Origin of the sequence: Aquiflexum balticum DSM 16537, assembly GCF_900176595.1 — a bacterium.
GTDB lineage: Bacteria > Bacteroidota > Bacteroidia > Cytophagales > Cyclobacteriaceae > Aquiflexum > Aquiflexum balticum.
On record NZ_LT838813.1, the window covers coordinates 3,122,338 to 3,135,129 of the forward strand.

Annotated in this window: 14 protein-coding genes; 13 read left to right on the forward strand and 1 reads right to left on the reverse strand. The window is 39.5% G+C overall.

Going from position 1 to position 12,792, the window contains the following annotated elements; all coding sequences use genetic code 11:
- Positions 1-72 precede the first annotated feature (72 nt).
- The 7 genes from trpB (at position 73) to B9A52_RS13260 (ending at position 6,788) form a co-directional block, all read left to right on the forward strand.
- Entirely contained in the window at positions 73-1,251 is a 1,179-nt protein-coding gene (gene trpB / locus B9A52_RS13225) for a tryptophan synthase subunit beta (RefSeq protein ID WP_084120913.1), read from the forward strand.
- 169 nt (positions 1,252-1,420) lie between these two features.
- Positions 1,421-2,194 carry a tryptophan synthase subunit alpha gene (gene trpA, locus B9A52_RS13230; protein ID WP_084120914.1) on the forward strand — a complete coding sequence of 258 codons (774 nt, stop codon included), beginning with the start codon at positions 1,421-1,423 and terminating at the stop codon, positions 2,192-2,194.
- 3 nt (positions 2,195-2,197) lie between these two features.
- Positions 2,198-3,217 (forward strand): 3-deoxy-7-phosphoheptulonate synthase, encoded by a 1,020-nt coding sequence (gene aroF, locus B9A52_RS13235; RefSeq protein ID WP_084120915.1) that lies wholly within the window; start codon positions 2,198-2,200, stop codon positions 3,215-3,217.
- A gap of 281 nt (positions 3,218-3,498) precedes the next feature.
- Positions 3,499-4,281 carry a phenylalanine 4-monooxygenase gene (locus tag B9A52_RS13240; RefSeq protein ID WP_084120916.1) on the forward strand — a complete coding sequence of 261 codons (783 nt, stop codon included), beginning with the start codon at positions 3,499-3,501 and terminating at the stop codon, positions 4,279-4,281.
- Between the two features lie 164 nt (positions 4,282-4,445).
- Positions 4,446-5,042 (forward strand): imidazole glycerol phosphate synthase subunit HisH, encoded by a 597-nt coding sequence (hisH, locus tag B9A52_RS13245; protein WP_084120917.1) that lies wholly within the window; start codon positions 4,446-4,448, stop codon positions 5,040-5,042.
- Positions 5,043-5,468: 426 nt separating this feature from the next.
- Positions 5,469-6,191 carry a 1-(5-phosphoribosyl)-5-[(5-phosphoribosylamino)methylideneamino]imidazole-4-carboxamide isomerase gene (gene hisA / locus B9A52_RS13255; protein ID WP_084120919.1) on the forward strand — a complete coding sequence of 241 codons (723 nt, stop codon included), beginning with the start codon at positions 5,469-5,471 and terminating at the stop codon, positions 6,189-6,191.
- A 105-nt stretch (positions 6,192-6,296) separates the two neighbouring features.
- Positions 6,297-6,788, forward strand: a complete 492-nt coding sequence (locus B9A52_RS13260) for a hypothetical protein (protein WP_084120920.1) — start codon at positions 6,297-6,299, stop codon at positions 6,786-6,788.
- Positions 6,789-6,866: 78 nt separating this feature from the next.
- On the opposite strand, the gene proC is transcribed toward B9A52_RS13260, so the two are convergent.
- Positions 6,867-7,670, reverse strand: coding sequence for a pyrroline-5-carboxylate reductase (gene proC / locus B9A52_RS13265; RefSeq protein ID WP_084120921.1), 804 nt, complete (start codon positions 7,668-7,670; stop codon positions 6,867-6,869).
- A 207-nt stretch (positions 7,671-7,877) separates the two neighbouring features.
- Here proC and B9A52_RS13270 point away from each other — a divergent pair, with 207 nt between their 5' ends.
- The 6 genes from B9A52_RS13270 to rfbB all read left to right on the forward strand — a co-directional run bounded on the left by B9A52_RS13270 (position 7,878) and on the right by rfbB (position 12,577).
- Positions 7,878-8,291, forward strand: coding sequence for a hypothetical protein (locus B9A52_RS13270; protein WP_231955218.1), 414 nt, complete (start codon positions 7,878-7,880; stop codon positions 8,289-8,291).
- Positions 8,292-8,309: 18 nt separating this feature from the next.
- Entirely contained in the window at positions 8,310-8,762 is a 453-nt protein-coding gene (locus B9A52_RS13275; RefSeq protein WP_157370153.1) for a hypothetical protein, read from the forward strand.
- 10 nt (positions 8,763-8,772) lie between these two features.
- A complete protein-coding gene (locus B9A52_RS13280; protein WP_084120924.1) occupies positions 8,773-8,976 on the forward strand; it encodes a helix-turn-helix transcriptional regulator in 204 nt (67 codons plus the stop codon).
- A gap of 111 nt (positions 8,977-9,087) precedes the next feature.
- On the forward strand, positions 9,088-10,257 hold the full coding sequence (locus B9A52_RS13285; RefSeq protein ID WP_084120925.1) for a glycosyltransferase family 4 protein: 1,170 nt from the start codon (positions 9,088-9,090) through the stop codon (positions 10,255-10,257).
- Positions 10,258-10,344: 87 nt separating this feature from the next.
- Positions 10,345-11,397 (forward strand): NAD-dependent epimerase, encoded by a 1,053-nt coding sequence (locus B9A52_RS13290; RefSeq protein ID WP_084120926.1) that lies wholly within the window; start codon positions 10,345-10,347, stop codon positions 11,395-11,397.
- Positions 11,398-11,527: 130 nt separating this feature from the next.
- Complete coding sequence (gene rfbB / locus B9A52_RS13295; RefSeq protein ID WP_084123513.1) at positions 11,528-12,577, forward strand: dTDP-glucose 4,6-dehydratase; 1,050 nt, start codon at positions 11,528-11,530, stop codon at positions 12,575-12,577.
- Positions 12,578-12,792 lie beyond the last annotated feature (215 nt).

The window sequence follows — 12,792 nt, forward strand, 5'->3', positions numbered from 1 at the left end:
TATCCTCTTACTCCAATAGGGAACATGACCAAGTCTCACGTCTTATGTCTCATGTCTTAAGTCTAAAAAAAAATGATCAAAGTCGACGAAAAAGGATTTTACGGAAAATTTGGGGGTGCATACATCCCTGAAATGCTCCATCCCAATATTGAAGAGCTCAGGGAAAATTATGAGCAGATAGTGGCAACGGCTGAGTTCCAAAAGGAATTCAAGAGTCTGTTAAAGGATTTTGTGGGAAGGCCTTCACCTTTGTACTTTGCAGAACGCATGTCCCAGAAATATGGCGCGAAAATTTACTTCAAGCGAGAGGACTTATGCCATACCGGTGCCCACAAGGTAAATAATACCGTTGGTCAGATCATTTTGGCCAAAAAGCTTGGCAAAAAGCGGATCATTGCCGAAACAGGTGCCGGTCAGCATGGAGTTGCCACAGCGACTGTGTGTGCATTGATGGGGATGGATTGTACCATTTACATGGGAGCACTTGATATCCAACGTCAGCGGCCGAATGTAGAAAGAATGAAGATCCTCGGTGCAAAAGTGGTTCCCGCAACTTCAGGAAGCCAAACCCTCAAAGATGCGACCAATGAAGCCATGCGGCAATGGATCAATAATCCTGTGGATACGCATTACATTATAGGTTCCGTGGTTGGGCCACATCCATATCCTGAGATGGTGGCCAGGTTCCAGTCCGTGATTTCGGAAGAGATCAAATGGCAGTTGAAAGAAAAAGAAGGAACAGAAAATCCGGACTTGGTCATCGCCTGTGTGGGTGGCGGAAGTAATGCTGCCGGAGCCTTTTATCATTATTATAATATCCCACAGGTAAGACTGATTGCCGCGGAAGCAGCAGGATTGGGCATATCTTCGGGTAAATCGGCAGCAACCACAGCTTTGGGAACTCCCGGAATCCTGCACGGCAGTAAAACTTTGCTGATGCAGACCGAAGATGGACAGGTTGTTGAGCCACATTCCATTTCAGCAGGATTGGATTACCCTGGAATCGGCCCTGTGCATGCACATTTGTTTGATATTGGGAGAGGAGAATTTGTGGCTGTGGAAGATGAAGATGCGATGAAAGCAGGAATTGAACTCAGTCGTATGGAAGGTATCATTCCGGCCATCGAGACAGCCCATGCCATACATGCTTTAAATATGATCGAATACCGAAAAGACGATATCATCGTCATCAACCTTTCAGGAAGAGGCGACAAGGATTTGGATACTTACATTAAGTGGGGAGGGTATTGAAAGGGAGGAAGGTTGAAGGATGAAGGATTGTACAATGTACCACGTACCAAGTACCAAGATAGGCCTATCTAATCCTGACTGCTTGGACTGAAATCTAAAACCTACATTCTACAATCTTCAATCTAAAATCTCACATCTTGTGTCTTACGTCTCACATCTTAAGAAAAAAATGAACAGAATACATACATTATTTCAAAATAAAAAAGAGCGGGTACTCTCTATTTACTTTACAGCTGGATTTCCGAACTTGGAAGATACCTTGCCGATCATGAAGGCGATTCAGGATGCTGGGGCAGATATCATCGAGATCGGAGTTCCATACTCGGACCCAATTGCTGATGGACCGACCATTCAGGACAGCAACATGATTGCCCTTGATAACGGTATGAGTCTCAAGAAGCTTTTTGAGCAATTAAAGTCCATGCGGGAATCAATTTCCATCCCGGTAGTGATAATGGGCTACCTCAATCCGATCATCCAATATGGGATGGAAGCTTTTTGTAAAAAATGTCAGGAATTGGGGATTGATGGATTGATTTTGCCAGATCTTCCGGTTCAGCAATATCTGGAAGAATACCAGCAATTGTTTGAAAAATATGGATTGGCCAATACATTTTTGATTTCACCACAGACCAGTGAAAAAAGAATTCTGGAGATTGACCAAAACTCTGATGGCTTCATTTACATGGTGTCCTCGCATAGTATCACAGGTGCTAAATCAGGAATTTCGGAAGAACAGATTGCCTATTTCAAGAGGGTAAAAGAGATGAACCTTAAAAATCCAAGGTTAATAGGATTTGGGATTTCCGATTCAGAAACTTTTTCCATAGCATCTACTTATAGCAATGGGGCGATTATAGGAAGTGCGTTTATTAAAGTGATCAAAGACAGTAAAAATTTGGCTGAGGATATCAAAAACTATATTCAGTCAGTAATCAAATAAAATATGATTGTTCAGCTAAAAGAAGATATTTCTGAGATTCAAAAGGAATCACTTATTCAGGAAATCAATCAAATCGGTTACAAAATCACAGAAGTAAAAACCCAATTGGGGGATTACTTGGTAGGGATAGGCAAGAAAGAATTTGACATCCGTCAAATCGGCCAAAAAGAAGGGATTCAGGACATCCATATTGTTTCCGACGAGTATAAGTTGGTTTCCAAAAAGTGGAAAGCAAAACCAACCTCAATAGACCTAGGTGATGGGGTTTATATCAAAGACGGTGATATGGCTATCATGGCAGGCCCCTGTTCCATTGAATCAGAGGAACAGATCATCAAAGTGATCAACCATCTTAAAGAAAACGGCATCAAAATGATGCGGGGCGGGGTATTCAAACCCAGGTCAAGTCCATATGCCTTCAGAGGCTTGGGAATTGATGGCTTGAAATTATGGTATGATTTGGCCCAGGAAGCAGGTATAAAGATTGTGACCGAAGTCATGCAGGTTTCGCAGATTGAGGAGATGTATCCTTATGTGGATATTTACCAAGTAGGCGCCAGAAACACCCAAAACTTCAATTTATTGGATGAATTGGGGAAAGTCGACAAAGCCGTAATGATCAAAAGAGGGATTTCCGGAACCATAGAGGAATTGCTTCAGTCTGCCGAATATGTTTTCTCCGGAGGCAATGAAAAACTGATACTTTGTGAAAGGGGAATCAGAACTTATGAAAAAGCAAGCCGAAACACCCTTGACCTGAATGCCGTTCCCATATTGAAAGCCAAATCCCATTTACCGGTGGTCGTAGACCCTTCCCATGGAATTGGAATCAGGGAATATGTTCCTCAAATGGCCCTGGCAGGGGTGATGGCGGGTGCTGATGGAATCATTTATGAAACCCATGAGATTCCAGAAAAAGCCTATTCTGACGGCCAACAAACTTTGGATTTTGATCAAAGTGCGCTTTTGGCTGATTGGATAAGGAAGACCTTTGCGATGAGAAAGACGTTTGATTTGTTGTAGTGGATTGAAAAATTGAAAAATTGGAAAACTGGAAAATTGAAAAATTAGGAGAAGGATAAAATCAGGAGGTTTAAAAAGTTAAAGGTTGTTAGGTGTGCCGTTTTAAAGTAATTTATCTCGGTTCTCGGTTCTTGTGTCTTTGTTATTTCCTCTTGTTTTTTAACGATTATCGTAAGACAAAAACCTTCGAGGTCAAAAAAAGACCTCAAAGGTTACGCTACCTGTCTCACATCTCAAATCTTCACTATATTTACAATCAAGAATAAAAGCCCAAATATAAAATGACAAATAAACCCAAAGACTGGGTCTTTTCTGACCCGAGATTAAAAGAGATGAGGCAAGATTACGATGCCTACACGGAGGAAGACTTTAAAGTCTGGAAAATCCTTTTTGAGCGACAGATAGTCAATCTGCCAAAAGCGGCTTCAAAAGCATACTTGGAAGGGATAAAAGAAGTTAATTTTACCGCTGACCGGATTGCTGATTTTGCTGATGTGAACAAACGATTGGCAAAAAGTACCGGTTGGGCCATACAGGTTGTTCCCGGATTGATCGATGATGATCTGTTCTTCGGACTGATGAACAATAAAAGGTTTTGTTCTTCCACTTGGTTAAGGACAATGGACCAATTGGATTATCTCCAGGAACCGGACATGTTCCATGATGCCTTTGCCCATATGCCCATGTTGACCAATCAGCCCTATGTTGATTTTCTTGAAAATCTAAGTGGTATTGCATTGAGATTCATTGATGATAAGTGGGCGATTGAGTTGCTTTCTCGCATCTACTGGTTTACCATAGAATTTGGTTTGATCAGAGAAGATGGTGACCTCAAAATTTACGGTGCCGGAATATTGAGTTCAGCTGGAGAGACCAAATTCAGTTTATCCAATGAACCCAAACATTATGAATACAACGTGCGCAAAATCCTGAATACACCTTATTGGAAAGACAAATTTCAGGACAAGTATTTTGTGATTGAAAGTTATGAACAGCTTTACCGATCCTTGCCGGAAATTGAGGAGGTATTGGGAGAGATGGTTGCTGAGGCGGCGAAGGGGTAATTAATTGAAAGAACTTATCCGCTACGTCACAGGCGCACAGGCGTGGCGGATTGAAAAATTGAAAAATTGGAAAATTCGGTCCGCTTCACTCCTTTTAGACACTGTTTCTTTAAATAGTCCTACCTACCTATCTCAAATCTAACGTCTCACGTCTCACATCTATAATGAAAGTAGCAGTTATTAAATACAATGCTGGAAATGTCCAATCAGTTTTATACGCATTGGAAAGGCTAGGAGCGGATGCTGTTTTGACAGATGATTTGGAAATAATCTCGAAAGCCGACAAAGTTATTTTTCCAGGTCAAGGAGAGGCAAGCACGGCCATGCATTATCTGAAAGAAAAAAAACTCGACAGATTGATCCCTGAACTAAAGCAGCCTTTTTTTGGAGTTTGTTTGGGACAGCAGCTGCTTTGCGAGTATTCCGAAGAAAATGATACCAAGTGCTTGGGTGTTTTTCCTGTCAAGGTCAAAAAGTTTATCCCGGAATCATACGAAGAATTCAAAGTTCCTCATGTGGGTTGGAACAACCTACTGGAGTTGAAAAGTCCTCTTTTAGTAGGTTTGGATGATGAATCGTATGTTTATTATGTTCATAGCTTTTATTGTGAATTAAGTGAATTTACCATTGCCCAGACCCATTACATCCATGACTTTGCAGCTTTGATGCACAGGGACAATTTCTACGCCATGCAGGCACATCCTGAGAAAAGCGGTAAAGTGGGAGAGAGGATTTTGGAGAATTTTCTTTCGAAGACGTGAGACGCTAGACATGAGACGTGAGACAAAAGAATCGAGAGCCGAGATGCGAGAGCCGAGATTAGGACAATGTAACCTTTGAGGTCTTTTTTGACTTCGAAGGTTTAGCTGGAGATATTAGCTGAGATGCGAGAAGGGAAGACACTAAAGAAGATAGGATATAATAAGGCATTAACTATTAAGAAAGACCTTTCCTTGTCATGTCGACGGCAGGAGACATCTATAAAGACGCCTAACAATAGATTTAAGAATCAAGAAAAAAGAAGCGAGGCGACATGCGATAATCAAGTCCAAAGAAATTACAGTAAGTCTCTCCAATACAAAAAGTCAAACTTCGGTCTTCTGTCTTCTGTCTCCCGTCTTCCGTCTCCCGTCCCAAACATCGGTCATCTGAAATCCAACATCGGTCATAAATAATACAACCAAAAGATGCAAATCATACCAGCAATAGATATCATCGGCGGAAAATGTGTCCGTCTTACCCAAGGGGATTATGGACAAAAAAAAGAATACCATGATTCTCCATTGGTCATGGCCAAGCGTTTTGAAGACGCAGGGATAAAGAGATTACACTTAGTGGACCTTGATGGTGCAAAGGCCAAGAAAATAGTCAACCATGAAGTCCTGAAAACCTTAGCCAGGGAAACCTCACTTCAAATTGATTTCGGTGGTGGAGTGCAATCAGATGAAGATATTGAATTGGCATTTGATTTGGGAGCGCATCAGGTGACAGGCGGAAGTGTTGCCATCAAAAACCCCATCCTATTTGATTCTTGGGTAAAAAAATACAAGGGTGAAAAAATTATTTTAGGCGCAGATGCTAAAGACCGAAAAATCGCTATTTCAGGTTGGGAGGAAACCACAGCTGTTGATCTGATTGATTTCATCAAAGATCACTATGCCAATGGAATAAAATATGTTATCTGTACGGATGTTGCCAAGGATGGTTTGCTTCAGGGGCCTTCTTTGGAATTATATCGGGATATTTTATCTGAGATTCCGGGAATCAATTTGATTGCAAGTGGTGGAGTGGCAGGGATTGAGGACCTCGAAGAACTTCAGAAATTGGGTGTTTATGGTGCCATTGTCGGGAAAGCTTATTATGAAGGGAAAATATCTTTGGAAGAATTAGGAATTTTGTCAGATAAATAGTTGTTGTTTTTAATTTTATTCTCAAATTAGTTTCAAAATTTTACAGCTATTTACCAATTTTTAAAAAAAAATAAACTTGATCATCTAAACTCAAAAACAAAAATTATGAAAAACATGCTTACGATTCTTGTGTTTATTTTCTCTATACAGCTAGCTTTTGGCCAAACGGCTGAAAGTTTCCATGCAAAAGATGAAGTAGAGGGATGTTACAATGAATATTACACAGCCTTTACTGAAAGAGGTGCAAATCCCGTGACAGATGGCCAACATGATGTTGTCATTTCAGTTATCCATCAAGGGAAAAGTGAATGTTATTTCGGGAAAGCCACTGTAAAAGATGGCAAATTTGTCAATCCTGTTACTATCCAAAAAGATGATATGTCTTTCGTTCCTTTAAATACGATTTTTAAAAGCTTGGATCCGAACTGGCTTGAAGAACAAGACATGGCTACTATCAATGACATTACAGATGGAATGACCAATGTCTTTTTGACCAAAGATGAATATGAGTTGCGGATGTTTTTCTACACTTTCGTTCATCCCAAACCAAGGGCAAACAGAAAGGCACCTTCTGCTGATGTATTGCTGAAAAAGTAAATTCTGAAGTAAAAAATAGCTCAAAAAAGATAATATCCCTGCCTCGAAAATGGTATTAAGAGGCAGGGATATTTTGTTTTAATTCTTTTCTATTTTTTCATATGAAGCCAAAACGCCTCTTACCATAGCAGCTGAAAAACCCTGATGTTCCATTTCATTGAGTCCGACAATAGTGCATCCTTTTGGGGTTGTTACTTTGTCAATGGCTTCTTCGGGATGGATGTTTTTTTGGATCATCAATTCCGCCGCACCCTTTACAGTTTGGTTCACGATTTTGCTTGCTGTCTTGGCATCGAATCCAATCTGTATCCCGCCTTGAATCATAGCCCGCATAAATCTCAATACATAAGCAATTCCACAGGCACCAAGGACTGTGGCCGCTTCCATCAGGTTTTCATCAATAGTAATACTGAAACCAACACTGTTGAATAAATCCTTTACCTGGGATTCTGTGGTATCAGTGATATTTCTACCGCAGATGCAGGTCACGGATTCGCGGATATCGGCAGCAATATTGGGCATTGCCCTAAATGCAGTAGTCTTGGAATCTATTTCCTGGAATATTTCATCCAATGTGATACCTGTCGCTACAGATACTATAATTTGTTTTTTTGGATCTAATACCGGCTTGATTTCTTTCAAAATTGAGGCCACATTATAGGGCTTCACTCCTAAGATAACTACGTCCGCTTCTTTGGCAGCTATCAGATTATCCGAATGCACCCGCACCCCTTTATCTTGAAGGTACAGGATATTGGCTGGATTTCTTTTGGTGACGTGGAGGTTTTGAGGTAAAAAGTCAGCTTGCTCCAGTAGGCCATTTGCTATGGATGTTCCGAGATTTCCGCAACCAATGATCGCGATTCTAATATCTTTCAACATATGGTGTTTTCGATGTTTTGGTTTTGAGCCTCAAAGGTAACTAGGAATACGTGTTTATTTGGTGTTTTCCTTTCAATTAAACAGACAACCTGCAAATAGCCCATTTGATATTTTTGTGTATAAATTATTTCATTCAAAAATATTTATCAAATTTGTTTGACTATATGTAAAACAAACTTTACATTTGGTAAAAATATCTTTACAATTATGAAGAATAATGATTTAATGTATGTACCGATGTTGGAAAGGAAATGGAGGCCTTTGTCGTTTCTGTTTTTCCCACTGCCCGTAGTTCTTGTGATTGTCTTGGCTTTGTTGCAGGTGGGATTGAGTCCTGACAATGCAGCAGAAATTATCTATGGAAGCTGGGCGGTAGGTTTTACGCTTTTGAACCTGACCAAAGAAAAGATCGAGGATGAGATGGTCAAGACCTTTCGATTACAGGCCTTTCAGACAGGGTTTTTTTGGTTGATGTGTGGCTTGGTCGCCATCATGGTGGTCAATTACCTTCGGTTTGGAGAATTCAGACAGGAGATATTTTCCGCACCCTTGGTATTATTTCTACTCAATGCCTATGTATTTGCTGCCTTCGAATATCAAAAATGGAGATCAAATCAATAAAATGTAAATAAACATTATATGCTGACTAAATTACTATTGCCATATCGTTTAAAATTTATCGGTTTGGCGCTTTTACTTCCAATGACGCTTTTACTCATTCTTTCGGGTGTTTATGAATATGAATTATTATGGTTGACCTGGAATGGTTTCCGAAAACCAGGTGATTTGTTTTATGGTTCAAATGAAAATTTTACATACGAGTTTGCTTACATAGGGACATTTTTGTCTATGTTTTTGATTGCTTTTTCAAAAGAGAAAATTGAAGACGAATACATTCAAAAACTCAGACTTGACAGTCTTCTACTGGCTTTTTATTTGTATTCCTTGATTTCTATTTTGGGGACATTGGTCTTTTACAGTTTTGATTATTTGCTGTTTATGGGTTACAATACATTTTCTCTTCAGCTGGTGTTTATCATCAGATTCAGATGGGTGATGTATAGACAACATGAAACCCTTGCTTTGATTTAAACTTGGCAATATGAAAAACACAGTCAAAGTAGAACGTGCCAAGAAAGACATGACCCAACAGGATTTGGCGGAATCTGTTGGGGTTTCCAGGCAAACCATCAATTCCATTGAATCTGGCAAATATGTTCCATCCACGGTTTTAGCCTTGAAAATATCTAAGGTTTTTGGAGTGACTTTGGATGAGTTGTTTCAATTGGAAGAGGGTGATTTCTGAACCGCCCACAATTCCACCAAAATTGGGAATGGATTTATTTATTTTTTCAAATTTTAATCTGACCCAAAGCAATAAAAAGTTAACTTTGGCATTTTAAAAACAAAAAACTGCATGCCAAAATTAATCCGCGTAACCACTGTACCAATTTCCCTTAAGCTTCTTTTAGCTGGTCAAATGAAATATATGAAGGAAGCAGGTTGGGATGTACTCATGGTCAGTGCAGATGGGAAAGAAATCAATGAAATTGAAAAAGGGGAGGGCTGCACCCATTATACCGTACCTTTCACCAGAAAAATAACTCCCTTACATGATATTGTATGTCTTTGGAAATTATATGGTTTGTTCAAACAAGAAAAACCTGATATTGTCCATTCCCATACACCCAAAGCTGGACTTTTATCTATGTGGGCAGCTAAATTGGCCGGAGTGAAAGTAAGGATCCATACCGTAGCAGGATTGCCCTATATGGTTGCCGAAAAGCAGAAGAAAAGCCTTTTGGTTCAAATGGAGAAATCAACCTATGCCTCTGCAACAGCGGTATGGCCCAACTCCAAATCCCTGAGAGAGTTTATTATCAAAGAAGGATTGGCAGAACCTGAAAAACTAAAAGTGATAGGAGAGGGGTCTTCCAATGGAATAGACCTTAAAAAATTCAACAGGAATTCTTTGAAGGAAAATCACCTGGTGGCTGCAACAATGCGAATTATGCCTTCTGAAAATGATTTCATTATTTTGGCAATAGGCAGATTGGTCAAAGATAAAGGGATTGAGGAATTGGTTCAGGCTTTTGTAGGTTCCAAACTGGCTGATAGGGCAAAATTGGTGCTTTTAGGCTCTTTTGAACAGGATTTAAATCCGCTTGACCAAGAGGTGGTGAGAAAAATTCAGGATCATCCAAGGATAGTCCAAATAGAATGGACAGATCATGTGGCGCATTATTTGGCTTTGGCTGATGTCCTTGTTCACGCTTCCCATAGAGAAGGATTTCCAAATGTGCTTCTTGAGGCCGGTGCTATGCAGGTACCCATAATATGTTCTGATATTATCGGTAATTTGGATATCGTTACCAATAAAAAGACAGGCTTGGTCTTTCCTGTCAAAAAAACAGATATTTTAAAAGATGCTTTGGAGTTTGCTTATGTAAAAAGGGACTATATGCAATTATTGGCAGATAATCTTTTTGAAGAGGTTACCACAAAATACGAAAGAGGGAAAATGCATCATTTGATTTTAGAAGAGTACAACAAATATGTGCCCCAAGAAAAAATCGAGATGAAATAATTGGTTTTCTTCAAAATTAAATAAAGATTTGGGTTACATATTTTGAAATTATTTGTTTTTTTGGTTTTTCAATTTTAAAAAGAAAAGATGAAATATCTTGTTACCGGTACTGCCGGGTTTATAGGCTTTCACGTCGCCCATTATCTATTAAAAAGAGGTGATGCTGTTGTTGGTCTGGATGTGATCAATGACTATTATGATGTCAATCTAAAATACAGGAGGTTAGAAGAGTGCGGAATTGAAAAAAGTCAGATTTCTTTGGGAAAAGCGGTTCATTCCAATAAATACGAAGCCTACACTTTTTATCAAATGGATCTCTCCGATAAAGAGACCATGATGGCAATATTTGAAAAAGAGAAAGTGGATGTGGTCATCAACCTAGCTGCCCAAGCAGGGGTAAGGTATTCATTGACCAACCCTGATGTATATATTCAGGCCAATATTCAAGGGTTTTTGAATATTTTGGAAGCCTGTCGTGCCTATCCTGTCAAGCATTTGGTGTATGCTTCTTCCAGTTCTGTTTATGGTGCCAATACCAAAATGCCTTTTGCGACCAACCATAATATTGACCATCCGGTAAGTTTGTACGCAGCCACCAAAAAAGCCAATGAATTGATGGCCCATACGTATAGCCATCTCTTTAACATTCCTACGACTGGTTTGAGGTTTTTTACTGTTTACGGACCTTGGGGCAGACCGGATATGGCTTTGTTCTTGTTCATAGAGGCCATCAAAAAAGATGAACCGATACAGGTATTCAATCATGGTAAAATGAAAAGAGATTTTACCTACATCGATGACATTGTAGAAGGTATCATCCGAGTGGCCGATAGACCGGCGACACCTAATCCTGATTGGACGGGAGATAACCCAGAACCCGGTAGTTCATATGCCCCTTTCAAAGTTTACAATATCGGTAATTCCAATCCTGTTGAGTTGATGGACTATATAGGTGCTTTGGAAAAGGCCTTGGGCAAAACAGCAAAGAAAAATATGTTACCGTTACAGCAAGGTGATGTACCTGCCACTTATGCCGATGTCACAGACCTGAAAAGAGATACCGGTTACCAGCCCAATACCTCTGTTGAGGATGGGGTAGCTAAGTTTGTGGCTTGGTACAATGAATTTTACGGGAAATAAAATTGTCTTAGAAAATGCTTGTTTCTACTATTCTTGAAATAAAATTGATTTATCGAAAAATCAATCTGCCACAGCGGACATCTATTTCCAATTTTCCAATTTTCCAATCTTTCAATTTTTAATTTTAATGATGAAAAAAAATATTCTGATCACAGGCGGGGCAGGGTTTATAGGCTGTCATGTAGTTAAGCTTTTTGTGGAGAAATATCCTGATTACAATATCATTAATCTGGATTGTCTGACCTATGCAGGGAATTTGGAGAACCTGAGAGAAATTGAGGCTAGTCCAAATTACTTTTTCGAGAAAGTGAACTTATTGGATGTTCCTGAATTGGAAGCAGTATTTGCAAAACATGCAATTACTGATGTCATTCATTTAGCAGCGGAATCCCATGTGGACAGGTCAATTTCAGATCCTTTGGCATTTGTAAAAACAAATGTGATAGGCACTGTCAATCTGCTGAATGTAGCAAAAGCTTATTGGGGAGATTTGGAAAATCATCTTTTCTACCATATTTCCACAGATGAGGTTTATGGTTCTTTGGAAGACGGTGGTTTCTTTACCGAGACTACCCCTTACGATCCGCAATCTCCCTATTCTGCATCCAAAGCATCCTCAGATCATTTTGTAAGGGCTTATGCCAATACGTATAAAATGAAAACCGTCATTACCAATTGCTCCAACAATTACGGTCCGAATCAATTCCCTGAGAAATTGATCCCGCTTTGTATCCACAACATCAAAAACAACAAACCTTTGCCTGTCTATGGGAAAGGAGAAAATATCAGAGATTGGCTATATGTTGTTGACCATGCCAAAGCTATTGACCTGGTTTTCCATCAGGGGAAAATGGGGGAAACCTATAATATCGGGGGATTCAATGAATGGAAAAACATTGATATCGTACAATTGCTTTGCCAAAAGATGGATGCCAAACTCGGAAGGGAATCAGGTACCTCAGAAAAGCTGATCACCTATGTGAAAGATAGGGCAGGGCATGACCACCGATATGCCATTGACGCCTCAAAAATACAGAAAGAACTCGGATGGGAACCCAGTCTCCAATTTGAGGAGGGGATTGAAAAAACCATCGATTGGTATTTGGAAAATGAAGATTGGCTGAATAATGTGACCTCAGGCAATTATCAGAAGTATTATGAGGAGCATTATGGGGGGTGATAGTTTTTTTATTTATTTAGTTTTCAGCCTGTAATTTTTTTTAAAAATTGAAAATCACCCTGTCAAGCTGGAATGTCCTCTGACTATATCATTCATGAATCGATGTTCATCATTCCATATGCTTTCCGAAAACAGACAGTTTGATATTAAGGTCTTTAAAATGATAGACACTTACCTGACCAAAAAGAATTTCTAGGATTTCTTCCAGAAAAATG

What these genes read in the sequence shown, in the direction of transcription:
- B9A52_RS13240 (WP_084120916.1), top strand. Translation starts at nt 3,499, where the DNA reads ATGACAAATAAACCCAAAGACTGGGTCTTTTCTGACCCGAGATTAAAA.
- hisH (WP_084120917.1), top strand. Translation starts at nt 4,446, where the DNA reads ATGAAAGTAGCAGTTATTAAATACAATGCTGGAAATGTCCAATCAGTT.
- rfbB (WP_084123513.1), top strand. Translation starts at nt 11,528, where the DNA reads ATGAAAAAAAATATTCTGATCACAGGCGGGGCAGGGTTTATAGGCTGT.
- proC (WP_084120921.1), bottom strand. Translation starts at nt 7,670, where the DNA reads ATGTTGAAAGATATTAGAATCGCGATCATTGGTTGCGGAAATCTCGGA.
- B9A52_RS13280 (WP_084120924.1), top strand. Translation starts at nt 8,773, where the DNA reads ATGAAAAACACAGTCAAAGTAGAACGTGCCAAGAAAGACATGACCCAA.
- B9A52_RS13290 (WP_084120926.1), top strand. Translation starts at nt 10,345, where the DNA reads ATGAAATATCTTGTTACCGGTACTGCCGGGTTTATAGGCTTTCACGTC.
- trpA (WP_084120914.1), top strand. Translation starts at nt 1,421, where the DNA reads ATGAACAGAATACATACATTATTTCAAAATAAAAAAGAGCGGGTACTC.
- B9A52_RS13285 (WP_084120925.1), top strand. Translation starts at nt 9,088, where the DNA reads ATGCCAAAATTAATCCGCGTAACCACTGTACCAATTTCCCTTAAGCTT.
- trpB (WP_084120913.1), top strand. Translation starts at nt 73, where the DNA reads ATGATCAAAGTCGACGAAAAAGGATTTTACGGAAAATTTGGGGGTGCA.
- B9A52_RS13275 (WP_157370153.1), top strand. Translation starts at nt 8,310, where the DNA reads ATGCTGACTAAATTACTATTGCCATATCGTTTAAAATTTATCGGTTTG.
- hisA (WP_084120919.1), top strand. Translation starts at nt 5,469, where the DNA reads ATGCAAATCATACCAGCAATAGATATCATCGGCGGAAAATGTGTCCGT.
- B9A52_RS13260 (WP_084120920.1), top strand. Translation starts at nt 6,297, where the DNA reads ATGAAAAACATGCTTACGATTCTTGTGTTTATTTTCTCTATACAGCTA.
- B9A52_RS13270 (WP_231955218.1), top strand. Translation starts at nt 7,878, where the DNA reads ATGAAGAATAATGATTTAATGTATGTACCGATGTTGGAAAGGAAATGG.
- aroF (WP_084120915.1), top strand. Translation starts at nt 2,198, where the DNA reads ATGATTGTTCAGCTAAAAGAAGATATTTCTGAGATTCAAAAGGAATCA.